Genomic DNA, 19194 nt, shown 5'->3' with positions numbered 1-19194 from the left:
GTTGCTCACGGGCGTGTCCTCAGCCCTTCTTGGCGGCGTCGTTCGCGGCCTGGACGAGGCCCTTGGCGTCGCTCTTGCCCGCCAGCATGTCGACGACCGCGACGTTGAGCGCGTTGCCGACGTTCTGGCCGAGCACGGTGTCCAGCCACTGCGAGACGAACGGCGCCTTGTTGTAGGCGGAGAGCACGTCCTGCAGGTAGGGCTCGGTGACCGCCTTCTGGGCCTCGGTGTTCACCGGCGGCGCGTTGAACGCCTTGTAGTAGTCGGTCTGCACCGGGGTCGTGGCGAGGTAGTTGAGGAAGTCCGCGCACTCCTTCGGCGCCTTCACCGAGCACGAGTAGCCGTCGACGCCGCCCATGATCGACCCGGGCTCTCCCTTGCCGCCGGAGAGCTCCGGGAACGGGTAGAAGCCGAGGTCGGGCAGGGGCTTCTCGTCGGGGGTGAGGGAGGCGATCACTCCCGGGTCCCAGGCGCCCATGAGCTCCATCGCCGCCTTGTGGTTGGCGAGCAGCCCGGCCGAGCTGGATGCGCCCTGCTGGGCGGAGGTGGTCAGGAAGCCGTCGTTGAACGGCTTGGTGTCGGAGAAGTCCTGCAGGTCCTGCGCGGCCTTGAGCCAGCACGGGTCCGAGAAGCTCTTCGAGTCGGCCGTCTTCTCCATCGTCGCCGGGGCGCACTCGCGCAGCGCGAACCAGTAGTACCAGTGCGCGGCGGGCCAGGCGTCCTTCGCGCCGAGCGCGATCGGGGCCACGCCCGTCGCCTTCAGCTTCGTGACGTCGGCGTTGAGGTCGTCGATGGTGGCGGGAGCCTCGGTGATCCCGGCCGCGGTGAAGAGGTCCTTGCTGTACCAGAGGCCGCCGGGGAGCACGGAGATGGGCATGGCCCACACCTTGTCCTGGTAGGTCTCCGACTTGAACGATCCGTCGGAGATGACCTTCTTCGTGTCGGCGCTGATCTTGTCCGTCATGTCCATGAGCTGGCCGGCCTGGACCATCGCCGCCATCTTGCCGCCGCCGCGCTGCAGGAAGATGTCCGGGGCGTCGCCCGAGTTCAGTGCGGTCTGGAGCTTGCCGTCCAGGTCCTCGTTCTGGATCGCCTGGATCTTGATCGTGACGTTCGGGTTCTCCTTCTCGAACCCGGCCGCCGCGTTCTTCCAGAAGTCCTGGCCGGGGCCCGTGGTCGAGTTCTGCCACAGCGTCATGGTGACCTTGCCGTCCCCGGAGCCGTCGGACGTGCCGCTGCAGCCGCTCAGCGCGAGCGCGCCGGCTGCGACGACCGAAGCTCCGATGAGGAGTTTCTTGGCTTTCATGTGATTCCAACCCGTTCTCTTCGTTGAGTGGCGCCGCAGGAGGGGCGCCGTGGTGGTGTCAGGGGTCCGGGAGGGCATCCCGGCGGTCCTCAGTGTGACAATCGGCCGAAGGGGTGTCAAACGTTTTCAATATCGTTTTCAAGAGCGTTTTCCGGTGCTAGGCTCGCGCTCCATGAGCCGCCCCACGATCAACGACGTCGCCGCCGCCGCCGGCGTCTCGGTGGCGACGGTCTCCAAGGCCGTGAACGGCCGCTACGGCGTCGCCGTCGCCACCGTGGAGCGCGTGCTGCAGGTCGTGGAGGAGCTCGGCTACGAGTCCAGCCTGGTGGCGAGCAGCATGCGGTCGCGGCGGACCGGGGTGATCGGCGTGCTCGTGGCCGACTTCGAGCCGTTCAGCGCCGAGATCCTGAAAGGCGTCGGCGCGGCCCTGCACGACTCGCGCTACGACCTCCTGGCCTACAGCGGCTCGCGTCAGCTCTCGCCCGAGGGGTGGGAGCGCCGCTCGCTCAGCCGGCTGAGCGGGACGCTGATCGACGGGGTGATCATGGTCACCCCGACGGTGGTGAACGTCTCCGCCGACGTCCCCATCGTCGCGATCGACCCGCACACCGGGCGCGCGGACCTGCCCACCGTCGAGTCCGACAGCTTCGGCGGGGCCCGCCACGCCACCCAGTTCCTGATCGGCCTCGGGCACCGCCGCATCGGCTTCGTCGCCGGGCGGCCGGATCTGCGCTCCTCCGGACTGCGCGATGCGGGCTACCGGCGCGCCCTGGGGGAGGCCGGCATCGCGTTCGACCCCGACCTGGTCGCGGTCGGCCGGTACGAGCAGGACACCGGGCGCGGGGCGGCCAAGCGGCTGCTCGCCGGGCCGGACCGGCCCACCGCGGTGTTCGCCGCCAACGACCTCTCCGCCATCGCGGTGCTCGACGTCGCGGCCGAGCTCGGCCTCCAGGTGCCGCGCGACCTGTCCGTCGTCGGCTTCGACGACATCCCCGAGGCGGTGCAGTCCGTTCCGCCGCTGACGACCGTCCGCCAACCCATCCAGCAGCTCGGCGCGGCGGCCGTGGGCCTGCTGACCGCGCTCCTGGCGGGGGAGACCCCGGAGAAGACGCAGCTCGTGCTGCCCACCCGCCTCGTCGAGCGCGGCACCACCGCACCCCCGCGCTGACGCGCCGCGGGCGCGCCCGCGTGACCGCCGCCGTCCGGGCGCGGTGCGCCCGCGTTACCGCGGTGTCTCGGGACGTTTGCGGTGCGGCGCCGTACCGCGTTCGTCCCGAACCGCAGCGGTCGCTATCGCGTTCGTCCCGAGCCGCAGCGGTCGCTACCGCGTTCGCCCCGAACCGCAGCGGTCGCGGCCGCGCGCGCCGGCCGGCTACGGTGCGCGTGCGACCGCGGTGTGGGTGCGACCGCGGTGTCTCGGGACGTTTGCCGTGCGGCGCCGCACCGCGTTCGTCCCGAACCGCAGCGGTCGCTACCGCGTTCGTCCCGAACTGCAGCGGGCGCGGCGCGGCGCGGGCGCGGCGCGGGGCAGGCGCAGGTCAGGCGGCGAAGCGCTCGGCCAGCCAGGCCGCCTGCTTCTGCCAGTGCACGGTGCCTCCGCCCTCGTGGTTGTTGAACGCGTAGGCCTCCACGGTGCGGTCCGCGGACGCGAGGTGGTTGTAGGCGGCGAATGTGGTCGACGGCGGCACGACCGTGTCCATCAGGGCGATCGAGAACAGTGCGGGCGCGTGGATGCGGCGGGCGAAGTTGACGCCGTCGAAGTACGACAGGGTGCGGAAGACCTCGTCCACCCGGCCGCGGTGGACCGAGAGGTACTGGGCCAGCTCGACGAACGGGCCCTCCGCCGCCACGTCCGCGCCGCGCCGGTACGCGCAGAGGAAGGCGATGTCGGGAAGCACGGCGCCCACGCCGTCGGCCAGCGCCCCGGCCGCGATGGCGATCCCGCCGCCCTGGCTGCCGCCGGTGACGGCGATGCGCGCCCCGTCGACGAAGGGGAGGTCGCGTGCGGCGTCGACCGCCCGCACCGCGTCCGTGAAGACGCGGCGGTAGTAGTAGTCGCGCGGGTCCTCGATGCCCCGCGTCATGAAACCGGGGATCGACGGTCCGGAGCCGTGCGGATCGGGGGTGTCGCCGCCGGATCCCCAGCGACTGCCCTGTCCACGGGTGTCCACCATGACGTGGACGTATCCCGCGAGCGCCCACAGCGGGTTGTCGCCGGGGAGGCCGCGGCCGCCGCCGTAGCCCTGATACTGCACGACGGCGGGCAGCGGACCGTCGGCGTCGCGCGGCCGGGTGATCCAGGCGCGCACCGGCTCCCCTCCGAAGCCGGGGAAGGTGAAGTCCTCGACGATCAGCTGCGTGATCGGGGTCTCGGCCGGGACGCGGTCGGTGCGTCCGCCCGCGGCCCGGGCCTCGGCCAGCGTCCCGGTCCAGAACGCGTCGAAGTCGGCCGGTTCGTCGACCTCCGGGCGGTAGGCGAGCAGCTCGGCATGCGTGAGGTCGGAGAGAGGCATGGCCGACATTGTGGCACAGTGACTGCATGCCAGACCGCACGGCCCCCGCCCCCGCGCGTCCCACGCTCGAGGCCATCGCGCGGGAGGCGGCGGTGTCGCTCTCGACCGTCTCGAAGGTCCTCAACGGGCGCCCCGGGGTCTCCGCCGGCACGCGCCAGCGGGTGGAGGACCTGCTGCACCGCTCGGGCTACGCCCGGCGCGGTCTCGACCCGGAGCGGGGCGGGACGGTGGAGGTCGTCGTCGAGAGCATCGACAGCGAGTGGTCCATCGAGATCCTCCGCGGGGTCGAGCGCATCACCCGCGAGAACGGGCTGGTGCTCACGCTCAGCGTGCTGGGCGACCATCACCGGTTCGGCGACGAGTGGATCGCCGGGGTGCTGCTGCGCAAGCCGCTCGCGGTCGTGCTGCAGTTCTCGAATCTCACGGCCGTGCACCGCAAGCAGCTGCGCACCCGCAACATCCCCGTGGTCGTCGTCGACCCGGCGGGCGACCCGCCGCCGGACATGCCGGCCGTCGGCGCGACCAACTGGGCGGGCGGTGTGGCGGCGACGCGTCACCTGATCGAGCTCGGGCACACCCGCATCGGGGTGATCTCCGGGCCCACCGACCTGATGTGCTCGCGCGCCCGCGTCGCCGGATACCGGTCGGCGCTCGCCGATGTGGGGATCGCCTTCGATCCCGCGCTCGCCCGGGTGGGCACGTTCGGCCAGGCCTCCGGAGAGGCGGAGGGGCGGCGACTGCTCGGCTCCCCGGCGCGCCCGACCGCGATCGTCGCCGCGAACGACGTGCAGGCGCTCGGCGTCTACGACGCGGCCGCCGCCCTCGGGCTGCGCATCCCGGAGGACGTGTCGGTCGTCGGCTTCGACGATGTGCGCCCGGCGCTCTGGGCGCGTCCGCCCCTCACCACCGTGCGGCAGCCGTTGCAGGAGATGGCGGAGGCGGCCACCCGGCTGGCGCTGCGGATGCGGGCGGGGGAGGCCGAGGCGACCCGGCTGGAGCTGGCGACCTCTCTCGTGGTGCGCAGCTCCACCGCCCCGCCCGCCGTCTGACCGCCGCCCCGCCGGCCGTCTGACCGCTGCCCCGCCGGCCGTCTGACCGCTGCCCGATCCACGAAAGTTTTCCAATCCCGCCGCGGAAACTTGCGGGCCGCTTCGAGCCGCCGTTAGCGTCGCCCCAGCGCGGAGGCACGGCGCGCGGAGACGAGACGCGAGGGAGCGTGGGACGCATGACGGACGCGGCAGGCCGCCTGCGGGTGGCGATGGTCGGCTACGGATTCATGGGCGCGGCCCACTCGCAGGGCTGGCGGGTCGCTCCGCGGTTCTTCGACCTGCCCGCCGAACCGGTCATGCGCACCATCGTCGGCCGCGATGCCGGGCGGGTGGAGGCGGCGCGTCGGAGGTTCGGCTGGGAGCGGGCGGAGACCGACTGGCGCCGCGCGATCGACGACCCGGAGATCGATGTCGTCGACATCTGCTCGCCCGGCGCCTCCCACGCGCAGATCGCCATCGCCGCCCTCGACGCAGGAAAGCACGTCCTGTGCGAGAAGCCGCTGGCCAACACGGTCGAGGAGGCGGAGACCATGGTCGCCGCGGCCGAGCGCGCGGCCGCCCGCGGTGTGCGCTCGACGGTGGGCTTCAGCTACCGTCGCGTCCCGGCGATCGGCTTCGCCCGGCGCCTGATCGCCGAGGGCCGCCTCGGCGTCATCCGGCAGCTGCGCGCCCTCTATCTGCAGGACTGGCTCACCGACGAGGAGGGTCCGATGACGTGGCGGCTCGACAAGGAGCAGGCCGGATCGGGCTCGCTCGGCGACATCGGCGCGCACGCGATCGATCTGGTCGAGCACCTGACGGGGTCGCGGGTGGCGAGCGTCTCCGGCACCCTCGCGACGTTCGTGGAGGAGCGCCCTCTGCTCGGCGAGACCGTCGGGCTGTCGGGAACCGCGTCGGAGGAGCGCGGGCAGGTGACCGTCGACGACGCCGCCTGGTTCACGGCGCGCTTGGAGGGCGGGGTCGCCGCGGGTGCGATCGGCGCGTTCGAGGCGACCCGCTACGCCACCGGGCGCAAGAACGCGCTGCGGATCGAGCTCTCCGGTTCGCGCGGCGCGATCGCCTTCGACCTGGAGGCGATGAACGAGCTGCAGTTCTGCGACGCGACCGCACCGGCGGGGGAGCAGGGGTTCACCCGCATCCTCGTGACGGAGCCCGAGCACCCGTACATGGCGAACTGGTGGCCGACCGGTCACGCGATCGGCTACGAGCACGCCTTCAGCCATCAGGTCGTCGACTTCGTCACCGCCGTCGCCACGGGGGAGGACCCCGAGCCGTCGTTCGCGGACGGCCTCCGCATCCAGCGCGTCCTCGACGCCGTCACCCGCAGCGCCGCCTCCGGCAGCGCCTGGACCCCCACCGCGTGACCCGCGGCCCACGGAAGGAACCATGACCAAGCAGGCCCTCGTCGTCCGCGGTGGCTGGGACGGGCACATGCCCGTCGAGACCACGGACCTCTTCCTCCCTTTCCTCGCGGCGAACGGGTTCTCCGTGCGCGTCGAGGAGTCGCCCGTCGTGTACGCCGACACGGCGTTCATGGACACCGTCGATCTCGTCCTCCAGATCAACACCATGAGCACCATCGAGCCGGCCGAGCTGGCCGGGCTGCAGCGCGCCGTGCTGAACGGCACCGGCCTGGCGGGCTGGCACGGCGGAATCGCCGACAGCTACCGCGACAGCGCCGACTACCTGCACATGATCGGCGGCCAGTTCGCCCACCACGCGGGCACGGACCCGGCCGAGCGCACCGGCGCCCAGGACGACAACTACATCCCCTACACCGTGCACATCACCGAGCTCGGGCGCACGCATCCCATCACCGCGGGCATCGACGACTTCGACCTGGTCAGCGAGCAGTACTGGGTGCTCTCGGACGCGTACAACGACGTTCTCGCCACGACCACGCAAGAGGTGCGGCCGTGGGACGCGTGGAACCGTCCGGTGACCGCGCCCGCCATCTGGACCCGCCAGTGGGGCGAGGGGCGCGTGTTCGTCTCCGCGCCCGGCCACCGGTTGGAGATCGTCGCGAGCGAGCCGGTCCGCACCATCATCGAGAGGGGACTGCTGTGGGCCGCCCGCTGAGCATCGGCGTCATCGGCGTCGGGAACATCAGCGCCCAGTACTTCGCCGCGTTCCCGACCCTCCCCGGCCTGCGGCTGGAGGCGGTCGCCGACCTCGACGTCGCCCGTGCCGCCGCCGTGGGGGAGGCGCAGGGCGTCCGCGGGGTCTCCGTGGACGACCTGCTCGGGGATCCGCGCATCGACGCGGTGCTCAACCTGACCATCCCGCAGGCGCACGCCGAGGTCGCCCTCCGCGCCCTCGATGCCGGCAAGCACGTCTACGGCGAGAAGCCGCTCGCCCTCGCGACGGCCGAAGCCGCCCCCGTGCTCGCCCGCGCGGCCGAGCGCGGGCTGCGCGTCGGCAGCGCTCCGGACACCGTGCTCGGCACCGGGATCCAGACGGCGCGCGCCGTCATCGACGCGGGCCGCATCGGCGCGCCCGTCGGCGCCGCCGTCTCCTGGAGCGCCCCCGGCCACGAGCTCTGGCATCCCGCGCCCGCCTTCTACTATCAGCCGGGCGGTGGCCCGCTGTTCGACATGGGGCCGTACTACCTGACGAGCCTGGTCACCTTCTTCGGCCCGGTCGTGCGCGTCTCCGGGGTCACCGGCCGATCTGCGCGCGAACGCACGGTCGCGACCGGCCCGCTCGCCGGGACGCCGGTTCCGGTCGACGTCGACACCCACGTGACCGCCATCCTGGAGCACGCCTCCGGGGTCGTCTCGACCGTCACCGTCTCGTTCGAGGTGTGGGCGACCCGCCTGCCGCTGTTCGAGGTGCATGGCACCGCCGGCAGCATCGCCGTGCCCGACCCGAACCGGTTCTCCGACCCGGTGCTCGTCGCGACCGCCGACGACCGCGAGTTCCGTGAGGTCCCCGTCGCCGCGGGCTACGCCGACGCGGGCCGCGGCGTCGGCCTGGCCGACCTGGCACGCGCCATCGAGACCGACCGGCCGCACCGGGCCTCCGGCGACCTGGCCTTCCACGTGCTCGACATCATGGAATCCATCCTCACCGCCGGCCGCGAGCACGCGGTCGTCGAGGTGGCGTCGACCGTGGAGCGGCCGGAGGAGGTGCCGCTGGGGGCGCGCCCGGACAGCTGGTGAGCGGGATCTCGGTGGGTGCCTGCGCGACGGCACCGTCCAGCGGGGGTCGCGCCGAGCTGTAATACAGTACTCGGGACCATGAACGGCAAGACGACGGCGGGGACGAACCTCGACACGGTGCGGCGGCACAACCTCGCCGCGGTGCTCGGGCTGGTCCATCGTGACGGTCCGCAGGCCCGCTCCGCGCTGACCCAGGCGACCGGTCTGAACCGGTCGACCACGGGGGCGCTCGTCGCGGAACTGGTGGAGTACGGGCTCGTCCGTGAGCGGGAGCCCGAGACCAGCAACCGGGTCGGGCGGCCGTCGCCGGTCGTCGTCGCGGACGGCCGGGTCGTGGCGCTCGCCGTCAACCCCGAGATCGATGCGGTGACCGTCGGCGTCGTCGGGCTCGACGCGGTGGTGCACCGCCGGGTGCGGTTCCCCACCGGGCACGTGCCGACCGCGCAGGAGGCCGTGGCCGTCGCCGCCGCGGTGATCGACGGGCTGCGTCCCGACCTGGCCGTGGCCTCCCGCGTCGTCGGCATCGGTGTCGCGGTCCCCGGTCTCGTGCGGGAGGAGGACGGGGTCGTGCGGCTCGCTCCGCACCTCGAGTGGGCGGAGGAGCCGTTCGCCGCCGAGCTGTCCGCTGCCACCGGCTTTCCCGTGCGCGCCGCGAACGACGCCGGCCTGGGCGCCAACGCCGAGCGGGTCTTCGGCGCCGGGCGGGGAGCCTCCGACCTCGTCTATCTGAACGGCGGCGCCTCCGGGATCGGGGCCGGCGTCATCGTCGGCGGCGTGCCGCTCACCGGCATCAGCGGCTATGCGGGGGAGCTCGGCCACACCCTCGTGAACTCTGCGGGCACCCGGTGCCACTGCGGCGCGATCGGCTGCCTCGAGACCGAAGTCAGCCAGCGCGCCCTGCTCGGGGTGCTCGGGATGGCCGCCGCCGAGAGCGAGGAGCTCGCGCGCGCCCTCGCGGACGCGGTCGGCTCCGGCGACGCCGCCGTCACGGCGGAGGTCGACCGCCAGCTCGGCTTCCTCGCCACGGCCCTGCGCAATGCGACCAATGTCTTCGCCCCCGAGCGGATCGTGCTCGGCGGATTCCTCGGCGCGCTGCACGCCCTCGCGCCCGAGCGTCTTCCGGCCCTCGTGGCGGAGCAGGCGCTCGCGGCCTCGGCCGAGCGCCTGCAGATCGTCCGCGCCGGGCTCGGCGCCGACATCCTCCTGATCGGCGCCGCCGAGCTGGCCTTCGCGCCCCTCCTCGCCGCCCCGCACCCGGGCTGACCCATCGAGACGGCGAACAGTTCGCCGCTTCGCACCGAGACGGCGGATGGTTCGCCGTCTCGGTGGCGACGGTGGCCCCGGAACGCGGGGGATGTGCACGGTAACATTCGGGCGCCGTCTGCGATAGGATGAATGGTGTCCCGGAGTCGAATCGATTCGATTCTCGTCTTCGATCGGACGCGAGCACCGCGCGAACGCAGCGCGGTGCTTCTTCGTGCAGAGCACGCCGCACCCGCACCGCAGCCCTATCCGCTCCCGCACCCGCCCCACCGCTCCCGCAGCCCCACCGACCCAGCAAGGACCTTCTTCGTGACCACCGTCGTGCATCCCGGCGACTCGCTCTCCGGGCGCCAGCGCCTGAGCTACATCCTGATCCTCGGCGCGCTCACCGCGCTCGGCCCGTTCACGATCGACACCTATCTGCCCGCGCTGCCGACGCTGCAGTCCGACTTCGGCGTGTCGACCGCGGCGATCCAGCTGACGCTGACTGCCACGACCATCGGGTTCGGCCTCGGGCAGCTGCTGGTGGGCCCCTGGTCCGACAAGATCGGGCGCCGCACGCCGCTCATCGTGTCGACGGCCGTCCACATCCTCGCCTGTCTCGGCGCGGCGATCGCGCCGAACGTCGAGCTGCTCGGTGTCGCGCGCGCTCTCCAGGGCATCGGCGCCGCGGCCGGCGGTGTCGTCGCGATGGCGATGGTCCGCGACCTGTTCGGCGGACGCCCGCTCGTCCGGATGCTGAGCCGCCTCGCCCTCGTCAACGGCCTCGCCCCGGTGCTCGCCCCGGTCATCGGCTCCTGGCTGCTGCTCGTCATGCCGTGGCGCGGCATCTTCGTCGTGCTCGCCGTCTACGGCGCGTTCGTCATCGTCTGCGTCTCCCTCTGGATCGTGGAGACGCTCCCCAAGGCCCGGCGCCACGACGCGGGCCACTCGACGGTCGGCCAGCGCTACAAGGCCGTGCTCTCGGACCGCGTCTTCGTCGGCATCGCCATCGTCGGAGCAGCGAACTTCACCGGGCTGTTCGCCTACCTGTCGTCGAGCTCGTTCATCTTCCAGGAGATCTACAAGTTCAACGCCCAGGAGTACGGTCTGCTGTTCGCGGTGAACTCGATCGGCATCATCATCGGCGTGCAGTCCGCCTCCCGCCTCACCAAGTACTTCGGTCCGCAGTGGATCCTGGCCGTCTCGACCGTCGTCATGTTCGTCGCCTCGGTGGTGATCGTGGTCCTCGACCAGGCGCACGTCGGACTGTGGGGCACGGCGATCCCGCTGTGGTTCTTCATCGCCGCCTGCGGATTCGGCTTCCCCTGTGTGCAGGTGCTGGCGCTCGCCAACCACGGCCACGAGGCCGGGACGGCGGCCAGCCTCCTGGGCGCGCTCAACTTCGGCATCGCCGGCATCGTCTCGCCGATCGTGGGCATCCTCGGCGTCGGCAGCGCCGCCCCGATGGGATACGTGATGGCGGCCTGCGCCCTGGTCTCCATCTCCGCCCTCTGGCTCATCGTCCGCCCGCGCACGGTCCCCGCCCTCGCCCACTAGCCGGCCCGCGAGACGTGAGTCGTTGCGGGTGCGAACCCCCGCGCACCCGCAACGACTCACCTCTCGCGGAGGTCCGCCCGGGTACGGTGGGGCGATGGATGTGGACGACCGATCGGGAACCCTGCGGCAGGCGGCCCGGGTCAGCCGCCGCTGGCCGCTGATCTCGGCCTCGGTGGCCGTGCTGCTCGTGCTCGGCCTGGGGGCGATCATCGCGTTCCGTCCCACGGAGCCGTTCGCCCTCGACCTCGAGTGGATGCAGGAGATCGTCGAGCACCGCTCCCCGTTCTGGCTGGGGCCGGCCCTCTTCTTCAACTACGCGGGCGGGGGCATCGTCGGCTCGGTCGTCATCCCCGTCGTCATCGTCCTGCTGCTTCTCGCCTTCCGCAGGCCGTGGGGCGCGTTGTTCTTCGCGGTGGCGAGCATCCTGTCCGTGGTGCTTGTGCAGGTGCTGAAGCACACGGTCGGCCGGGCACGGCCCTCCGAGATCCTGGTGAACGCCGATCCCGGTTCATTCCCCTCGGGGCATACGGCGAATGCGGCGACGATGGTCGTCGTGCTCGCCATCCTCTTCCCGCGGGTGTGGGTGTGGTGTCTGGGCGCCGCGTGGGCGCTGCTCATGGCGGTCAGCCGGACCTACCTCGGCGCGCACTGGATGAGCGACACCATCGGCGGCCTGCTGCTGGGGGCTGCCGTCGCCGTGATCGTGTGGGCCCCGCTGGCCTACCGTCTCGCCCGCGAGCGCACCCTCCCGCACCCATTCGTCCTCTCCCGCGCGTCGCGCACGCCCACCCCGTAGCCGAGGTTCACGTCGTGGCGCCCATTCGCGCCGAATGACCGCAACGTCGTGAACTTCGCAGGCGCGTGAGGCCGACCCGGGCGGTACTGTGGCGGCCATGAGGATTCTGCTGGTCGGCGCCGGCGGCGTCGGCGACGCCATCGCCAAGATCGCCGCGCGCCGCTCGTTCTACGATTCGATCACGGTGAGCGACTACGACGTCTCCCGCGCCGAGCGCACGGTCGCGTGGATCCGCGACCGGCACGGCGACCACGTCGCGTCCCGTTTCCGCACGGCCGCGATCGACGCCTCCGATCCCGACTCGGTGGAGGCCGTGGCGCGCGAGCACCGCGCGACCCATGTGATGAACGCGGTCGAGCCGAAGTTCGTGCCGACCATCTTCGCCGGGGCCTTCGCTGCGGGCGCCGACTACCTGGACATGGCCATGAGCCTGTCGGAGCCCCATCCCACCGACCCGTACGAGAAGACCGGGGTCAAGCTCGGCGACGACCAGTTCGCCCTGCGCGGCGACTGGGAGGCCGCCGGCCGGTTGGCGCTGGTCGGGATGGGGGTGGAGCCGGGGCTCTCGGACGTGTTCGCGCGCTACGCCTCGGACGAACTGTTCTCGTCGATCGACGAGCTCGGCACCCGCGATGGCGCGAACCTCGTGGTGCGCGACGAGGCGGGGAACGAGATCTTCGCCCCCTCCTTCTCGATCTGGACCACCATCGAGGAGTGCCTCAACCCGCCCGTGGTCTTCGAGAAGGACTCCGGCTGGTTCACGACGGCGCCGTTCAGCGAACCGGAGGTCTTCGACTTCCCCGAGGGCATCGGTCCGGTCGAGTGCGTGAACGTGGAGCACGAGGAGGTGCTCCTGATGCCGCGCTGGCTCGATGCGAAGCGCGTGACGTTCAAGTACGGCCTGGGGGAGGAGTTCATCGCGGTCCTGAAGACCCTGCACCTCCTCGGCCTCGATTCCACGACGCCCGTCCGTGTGCGCAGTGCCGGTGGCCCGGTGGAGGTCGCGCCGCGCGATGTGGTGGCCGCCGCACTGCCTGACCCGGCGACGATCGGCCCGCTCATGACGGGCAAGACCTGTGCGGGGGTGAACGTGACCGGCATCGGCGTCGACGGCGCACCCCGTGAGGTGTACCTGTACCACGTCAGCGACAACGAGTGGACGATGCGCGAGTACGACGCTCAGTGCGTCGTCTGGCAGACCGCGCTCAACCCGGTGATCGCCCTGGAGCTGCTGGCGAACGGCACGTGGAGCGGCAGCGGCGTGCTCGGTCCAGAGGCCTTCCCCGCCCGCCCCTTCCTCGAGCTGATGGAGCGGCCGGAGCACGAGGGCGGCTACGGGCAGCGGTGGGGGATGCGCGAAGCACGCTAGGCGGCGACGCGCGCCGTCACTAGGCTGAGCCGCATGAGCGACGCTGACGCGCTGGCGGAGACCGCCGCGAAGCTGCAGGCCGAGGCGGAGGAGGCGCTGCGCAAGGCGCAGGAGGCGGCGGCCGCTGCCGCGGCAGCGGCAGAAGCCCAGCGGGCAGCGGAAGCGGAGCCGGCCGCAGAGGCGGAGGCGGCCGCGCAGGCCGCAGCAGCGCAGCCGGCCGCACCTGCGGCTCCCGTATCCGCGGCTCCCGTGCCCCCGACGCCCGCCGCCGGCCCGCTCTCCGTCGAAGCGGTGGCCGCCGTCCGCGACGGCTACGCCTTCGACGCGCCCGCTCTCGAGCTCGGCGCGCTCGTCAACGGCTCCCCGCTCGCGGACGTTCCCGTGCGGATCCCGCTCGCCATGACGAACCGGCACGGCCTGGTCGCGGGAGCGACCGGAACCGGCAAGACCAAGACGCTGCAAGTGCTCGCCGAGCAGCTCGCCGCGGCGGGCGTTCCGGTCTTCGCAGCCGACATCAAGGGCGATCTCTCCGGCATCTCGGTGCCGGGGGAGTCCAGCGACAAGCTGCTGGAGCGCACCCGCGGCATCGGCCAGGACTGGACGCCGCGGGCGGCCACCACGGAGTTCTTCTCCCTCGGCGGTGTCGGCCGCGGCGTGCCGATCCGTGCCACCGTCGCCGGGTTCGGGCCGTTGCTGCTCTCGAAGGTGCTCGGCCTGAACGACACCCAGGAGTCGAGCCTCGGCCTGGTGTTCCACTACGCCGATCAGGCGGGCCTCCCCCTGCTCGACCTCGCCGACCTCCGGGCCGTGCTGACCTATCTGACCAGCGACGACGGCAAGGCCGAGCTCTCCGGGCTGGGCGGGCTCTCCAGCGCCACGGTCGGGGTCATCCTGCGCGAGCTCATCGGGTTCGCCGATCAGGGGGCGGAGGCGTTCTTCGGCGAACCGGAGATCGACACCGCCGAGTTCCTGCGCGTCGCGGCCGATGGCACCGGCGTGGTCAGCCTGCTGGAGGTGCCGGGGGTCCAGGACAAGCCCGCCGTCTTCTCCACGTTCCTGATGTGGCTGCTGGCGGACCTCTTCAACGACCTCCCCGAGGTGGGTGACCTCGACAAGCCGAAGCTCGTGTTCTTCTTCGACGAGGCGCACCTGCTGTTCCGGGACGCGTCGAAGGACTTCCTCGCCTCGATCACGCAGACCGTGCGGCTCATCCGGTCGAAGGGTGTCGGGATCTTCTTCGTCACGCAGACCCCGAAGGACGTCCCGAGCGACGTGCTCGCGCAGCTGGGCTCGCGGGTGCAGCACCAGCTGCGGGCGTTCACACCCGACGACGCCAAGGCGCTGAAGGCGACGGTGTCGACGTACCCGAAGTCGGGCTACGACCTGGCGGAGGTGCTGCAGTCGCTCGGGACGGGCGAGGCGATCGTGACCGTCATGAACGAGAAAGGCGCCCCGAGCCCGGTCGCCTGGACCCGGCTCCGCGCTCCGCAGGGTTCGATGTCGCCCGCCCCGGACGCGCAGGTGGAGGCCGCCGTCGCCGCGTCCCCGTTGCAGGCGACGTACGGCACGCCGATCGACCGCGACTCGGCACGCGAGCAGCTGGCCCGCAAGCTGGACGCCGCAGCCTCCGCGGCCGCGGTCGCCGAGCAGGCGCAGGCGCAGGCCGAGGCCGCGCAGGTCGCCGCGAAGGAGGCAGAGAAGACGGCGGCCGCTCAGGCGAAGGCCGATGCGAAGGCGCAGGCGGCGGCGCAGAAGGAGTACGAACGCATCCTGAAGGGCACGGCGCCGCGCACCACCTCCCGTCGCACCGCCAGCACGCCCGCGCCGAACGTGCTGGAGCAGGTCCTCGGCTCGAAGGCTACCCGCGACATCCTGACGGGGGTCGTCGAGGGCATCTTCGGCACGCGCCGGCGTCGCTAGCCGCTGAGCGCGCGGGCGTCGTCTCAGACGACGATGATCTCGTACCCGCGTTCGATGAACGCGGTCCGTTGCTCGTCCGTGATGCCGGTATCGGTGATGAGGGTGGTCAGGGCCGCCGGTCCGGCCACGGTGGCGAACGTCGTGCGGCCGATCTTCGACGAGTCGGCGACGAACACGGCCCGGGTCGCACGCCGCGCCATGAGGGAGTTGACGCTCGCCTCGCCCTCGTCGTGCACCGTCGCCCCGATGACCGGGTCGATGCCGTTCACCGCGATGAAGGCGACGTCCATGGTGATCTTCTCGAGCACGGCATCGGTGTAGGGGCCGATCAGCTCGTACGAACGCGAGTGGACGACGCCTCCGGTCACGACGATCTTGATCTGCGGGCGGATGACGAGCTGCGCGGCGATGTTGATCGCGTTGGTGACCACGGTGAGGTTCGGGTAGGGGGACGGCTCCAGCAGGTCGGCGCGCGAGGCCAGCGCCGTCGCGATCGCCGTCGACGTGGTGCCCCCGGAGAGACCGACGACGGCGCCCCGGGGGACGAGGGTGCTCGCCGCCTGCGCGATGCGCAGCTTCTGCGGGGCGTGCTGGTCGTGCTTGTAGCGCAGCGGGAGGTCGTAGGCGACGGACTGGCCGATCGCACCACCGCGGGTGCGGGTGAGCATCTGCTGCGAGGCGAGGGCGTCCAGGTCGCGGCGGGCCGTCGCGGCCGAGACGTTGAGGGTCGTGACGATGTCCTCCACCTCGACCTGACCCGTCTCGGCCAGGAGGTCGAGCACGGCGCCGAGCCGTTGCGCTCTGCTCATCGGCGTGCGCTCTCGGCTCCCTTCGACCTGTCGGAGTGGACCCGCCGACCCGAGCGCGTCGTCCTCCGGGTGTGCTCCGATGCTGGGAGAGCGTGTCACGGGCCGCTCCTGTCCTGTGCCCCGGGGTGGGCGAACGTCTCCCATCATGATTCCGCATGATCGATCCTGATGTCTAGAGATCAGATTCGATCAGCGAGTTTCAAGCTCGATGCTTGACGCACCTCTCGTGAGGGGGCAGTATTCCGAACATCCATTGAGTGAAAGTGCTTGTTTCCCATGGGAACACGTCAATAAGCACCAACGGCTCCGCATTGACGCGCAGGCACCTCAGCTAGATCGGCACGTGTTTTCTTCGAGAAGTGGGGAAGTCAATGAAGAAGTCATTCCGGTGGGGAGCGGCCGTCGCGACCGCCGCCGTCGCCACCATGACGCTCGCCTCCTGCGGTTTCAGCGGCGGGTCCGGAGGCTCGTCCGGAGGAGCGCAGACACTCGACCTGATGGTGGCGAGCTATTCGGACAATACGAAGGCCGAATGGGAGCAGATCATCAAGGACTTCGAGGCCAAGAACAGCGACATCAAGGTCAACCTCGACGTCGAGTCCTGGACCGACATCAACAACGTCATCAAGACGCGCATCCAGGCGCAGAAGCAACCCGACATCCTGAACATCGACGCCTTCGCCGGATTCGCGGCGGACGACCTGCTCTACCCCGCCAAGGACATCGTCTCCGCCTCCACGCTCGACGACTTCCAGGACGCGTTCAAGAAGAATGCGAGCATCGACGGCACGCAGTACGGGCTCCCGTTCATCGCGTCCGCTCGCGCGTTGTTCTACAACAAGGACGACTTCGCCAAGGCCGGGATATCCGCTCCGCCGAAGACGTGGGCCGAGTTCGAGGAGGACGCCGGCAAGCTCAAGGCGGCCGGGGTCACGCCGTACGGCATGCCGCTCGGCAGCGAGGAGGCGCAGGCGGAGACCGCGCTCTGGTTCTACGGAGCGGGCGGGGGCTACGGCGACGCCAAGAAGCTGACGATCGACAGCCCGGAGAACGTCGAGGGCGCCACGGAGATGCAGAAGATCATCGACCAGGGGTACACCGAGCCCAACCCGGGCTCGACCAACCGCACGCCGCTGCTCAACGTGTTCATCCAGGGACAGCTGGGCATGCAGGTCGGCCTCCCGCCGACGGTCGGGCAGATCAAGGACAAGAACCCGTCGCTCAACTACGGGATCGCGCCGATCCCGACCAAGGACGGATCCTCCTTCACGCTGGGCGTCGCGGACCACCTGATGGCCTTCAAGAACAAGACCGACAAGAAGGCCGCGATCACGAAGTTCCTGGACTACTTCTACTCGCCGGCCGTCTACACCAAGTGGGTGGGCGCGGAGGGCTTCCTGCCGACGACCAAGTCTGGTGCGAAGGAGATGGGCTCGGACGAGACCATCAAGCCGTTCCTCGACCTGCTGCCGGACGCGAAGTTCTACCCGTCGACCAACCCGAACTGGTCGGCCGCGCAGGGCGCGATCCAGAGCCAGATCGGTCAGCTCGGTCAGGGCGCGGCGCCGGCCGACCTGCTGAAGTCCATCCAGGCCAAGGCCGACGGCCAGTAATCCCGGATGACCAGCACCGTTGAGTCGACTCGCGAGGGGGCGGCCTCCCGCCGCCCCCTCCGCGGGGCACCACCGAAGCGCTCCGGTGGCTCCGACCTGCTCCACGCCGTGCCGTGGACGCTGCCTGCGCTCCTGCTGATCTTCGGCGTCGTCCTGTTCCCCGCGGGGTACATGATCTACAACTCGACACGGAAGATCTCCCTCGCCGGTGTGGACCACGGCTCCGTGGGACTGCAGAACTACTTCACGGTGCTCTCGCGGCCGGAGCTCCCCGGCATCCTCCTGAACACCTTCGTCTGGGTCGTCGCCGTCGTCGCGATCACGGTGCTGATCGGGCTCGCGCTCGCCCAGTTCCTGGACAAGAACTTCCCGGGCCGGCGCTGGGTGCGGATGGCGATCATCGTCCCGTGGGCGGCGAGCGTCGTGATGACGACGACCGTGTTCGTGTATGGTCTCGACCCCTTCTACGGGATCATCAACAAGTTCCTCGTCGACATCCATCTGCTCGCCGAGCCGTTCGGCTTCACGAAGGAGCCGGTGCCGGCGTTCCTGTCGTCGATCGGCATCGCGGTCTTCGTATCGCTGCCGTTCACGACCTACACGATCCTCGCGGGGCTCGCCGGGATCCCGAGCGACATGCTGGAGGCGGCGAAGGTGGACGGCGCGAGCGCCTTCCGCTCCTACTTCGGCGTGACCCTGCCGAACCTGCGCAACGCGATCGCGCTGGCGACGCTCATCAACATCATCAACGTGTTCAACTCGCTCCCGATCCTCAAGCTGATGACGGGCTCCATCCCCGGGTACAAGGCCGACACGACCACGACGTACGTGTTCAAGCTGTTGCAGAACGAGCAGCGCATCGACCTGTCGAGCGCGCTCAGCGTGATCAACTTCCTGATCGTGCTGGTCGTCGTCGCGCTGTACCTGTGGATCGTGAAGCCGATGAAGGAGGTCGCATGACCGCGCCCGCCCCGACCCTCGTCGCGGGGACTCCGCCGGCGCGCCGCCGCCGGTCCCGCCTCTCGGGCTCCCCGGGACGGACCGTCGGCAAGACGCTCGCCGGGATCGTCATCGCCGTCGTCTTCATCGCGCCCTACCTGATCATGCTGGTCGGCTCGTTCAAGTCGCGGAACAACATCCTGCAGGTGCCGCCGACCTACCTGCCCGACCAGTGGCATCCCGAGAACTACCTCACGATGTGGTCGACGCCGGAGACGCCGCTCCCGCTGAACCTCATCTCCACGATCGTGATCTCGGTGTTCGCGACACTGCTCGTGCTGGTGGTCTGCGTGCCCGCCGCGTACTACACGGCGCGCTTCCGGTTCCCTGGCCGCGGGGTGTTCCTGTTCCTGGTGATCGTGACGCAGATGCTACAGCCCACGGTCCTGGCGACCGGTCTGTTCAAGGAGATGGTCGCGCTCGGCCTCAACGACACGTGGCTGGCGATGATCCTCATCAACGCGGCGTTCAACATCGCGTTCGCCATCTGGATCATGCATACCTTCTTCGCCGGGATACCCAAGGAGGTCGACGAGGCCGCCCAGCTCGACGGGGCGGGCAAGTGGACGGTGCTGCTCCGCGTCCAGCTGCCGCTGGTGTGGCCCGGCATCGTGACGGCGATCATCTACACTTTCGTCGCCTCCTGGAACGAGTTCGCCGCGAGCCTGGTGATCCTGTCGACGGATGCGAACCAGCCCCTCTCGGTGGCGCTGACCAAGTTCGTCGGCCAGTACGACGCCGCCTGGCAGTACGTGTTCGCGGTCTCCGTCGTGGCGGTGATCCCCGTCGTCGTGCTCTTCGCGCTGATCGAGAAGCGCCTGGTCGGAGGGCTCACCGCCGGCAGCGTCAAGTGAGGG

General features: G+C 70.8%; 16 protein-coding genes. 13 read left to right on the top strand and 3 right to left on the bottom strand.

From position 1 onward, the window contains the following. Positions 1–19: 19 nt before the first annotated feature. Positions 20–1306 (bottom strand): ABC transporter substrate-binding protein, encoded by a 1287-nt coding sequence (locus U870_RS0118320; protein WP_025158828.1) that lies wholly within the window; start codon positions 1304–1306, stop codon positions 20–22. Positions 1307–1478: 172 nt separating this feature from the next. On the opposite strand from U870_RS0118320, the gene U870_RS0118315 reads away from it, so the two are divergent. Then, positions 1479–2474, top strand: coding sequence for a LacI family DNA-binding transcriptional regulator (locus tag U870_RS0118315; protein WP_025158827.1), 996 nt, complete (start codon positions 1479–1481; stop codon positions 2472–2474). A gap of 370 nt (positions 2475–2844) precedes the next feature. Here the strand turns inward: U870_RS0118315 and U870_RS0118310 are convergent, their stop codons facing one another. Next, positions 2845–3819 carry an acetylxylan esterase gene (locus U870_RS0118310; RefSeq protein ID WP_025158826.1) on the bottom strand — a complete coding sequence of 325 codons (975 nt, stop codon included), beginning with the start codon at positions 3817–3819 and terminating at the stop codon, positions 2845–2847. Between the two features lie 26 nt (positions 3820–3845). On the opposite strand from U870_RS0118310, the gene U870_RS0118305 reads away from it, so the two are divergent. The 9 genes from U870_RS0118305 to U870_RS0118265 all read left to right on the top strand — a co-directional run bounded on the left by U870_RS0118305 (position 3846) and on the right by U870_RS0118265 (position 14916). After that, positions 3846–4868, top strand: a complete 1023-nt coding sequence (locus U870_RS0118305) for a LacI family DNA-binding transcriptional regulator (RefSeq protein WP_029947823.1) — start codon at positions 3846–3848, stop codon at positions 4866–4868. Between the two features lie 176 nt (positions 4869–5044). Next, positions 5045–6232 carry a Gfo/Idh/MocA family protein gene (locus U870_RS0118300; protein ID WP_029947822.1) on the top strand — a complete coding sequence of 396 codons (1188 nt, stop codon included), beginning with the start codon at positions 5045–5047 and terminating at the stop codon, positions 6230–6232. A gap of 22 nt (positions 6233–6254) precedes the next feature. Further along, entirely contained in the window at positions 6255–6947 is a 693-nt protein-coding gene (locus U870_RS0118295; protein WP_025158823.1) for a ThuA domain-containing protein, read from the top strand. Further along, the gene (locus tag U870_RS0118290) at positions 6932–8029 is read left to right on the top strand and encodes a Gfo/Idh/MocA family protein (RefSeq protein WP_025158822.1); all 1098 of its coding nucleotides are present in this window, start codon (positions 6932–6934) and stop codon (positions 8027–8029) included. The genes U870_RS0118295 and U870_RS0118290 overlap by 16 nt, the downstream gene beginning before the upstream one ends. Positions 8030–8107: 78 nt before the next feature. After that, positions 8108–9292 (top strand): ROK family protein, encoded by a 1185-nt coding sequence (locus tag U870_RS0118285; protein WP_025158821.1) that lies wholly within the window; start codon positions 8108–8110, stop codon positions 9290–9292. A 309-nt stretch (positions 9293–9601) separates the two neighbouring features. Continuing rightward, a complete protein-coding gene (locus U870_RS0118280; RefSeq protein ID WP_025158820.1) occupies positions 9602–10831 on the top strand; it encodes a multidrug effflux MFS transporter in 1230 nt (409 codons plus the stop codon). Between the two features lie 94 nt (positions 10832–10925). Then, positions 10926–11627, top strand: coding sequence for a phosphatase PAP2 family protein (locus U870_RS0118275; RefSeq protein ID WP_025158819.1), 702 nt, complete (start codon positions 10926–10928; stop codon positions 11625–11627). Positions 11628–11724: 97 nt separating this feature from the next. Beyond that, the gene (locus U870_RS0118270) at positions 11725–12996 is read left to right on the top strand and encodes a saccharopine dehydrogenase family protein (RefSeq protein WP_025158818.1); all 1272 of its coding nucleotides are present in this window, start codon (positions 11725–11727) and stop codon (positions 12994–12996) included. Between the two features lie 33 nt (positions 12997–13029). Next, a complete protein-coding gene (locus U870_RS0118265) occupies positions 13030–14916 on the top strand; it encodes a helicase HerA-like domain-containing protein (protein WP_025158817.1) in 1887 nt (628 codons plus the stop codon). Positions 14917–14939: 23 nt separating this feature from the next. Here U870_RS0118265 and U870_RS0118260 read toward each other — a convergent pair whose 3' ends face one another. Continuing rightward, on the bottom strand, positions 14940–15725 hold the full coding sequence (locus U870_RS0118260; RefSeq protein WP_025158816.1) for a DeoR/GlpR family DNA-binding transcription regulator: 786 nt from the start codon (positions 15723–15725) through the stop codon (positions 14940–14942). 371 nt (positions 15726–16096) lie between these two features. Here U870_RS0118260 and U870_RS0118255 point away from each other — a divergent pair, with 371 nt between their 5' ends. The 3 genes from U870_RS0118255 to U870_RS0118245 are packed head-to-tail and all read left to right on the top strand — an operon-like array spanning position 16097 to position 19191. Beyond that, a complete protein-coding gene (locus U870_RS0118255; protein WP_025158815.1) occupies positions 16097–17338 on the top strand; it encodes an extracellular solute-binding protein in 1242 nt (413 codons plus the stop codon). 6 nt (positions 17339–17344) lie between these two features. Then, positions 17345–18298, top strand: a complete 954-nt coding sequence (locus tag U870_RS0118250) for a carbohydrate ABC transporter permease (protein WP_025158814.1) — start codon at positions 17345–17347, stop codon at positions 18296–18298. After that, a complete protein-coding gene (locus U870_RS0118245) occupies positions 18295–19191 on the top strand; it encodes a carbohydrate ABC transporter permease (protein WP_025158813.1) in 897 nt (298 codons plus the stop codon). Before U870_RS0118250 ends, U870_RS0118245 begins: the two co-directional genes overlap by 4 nt. Positions 19192–19194: the final 3 nt, after the last annotated feature.

Origin of the sequence: Leifsonia aquatica H1aii, assembly GCF_000633535.1 — a bacterium.
Classification (GTDB): Bacteria; Actinomycetota; Actinomycetes; order Actinomycetales; family Microbacteriaceae; genus Leifsonia; species Leifsonia aquatica_A.
This window is presented reverse-complemented; position numbering and strand designations above follow the sequence as displayed.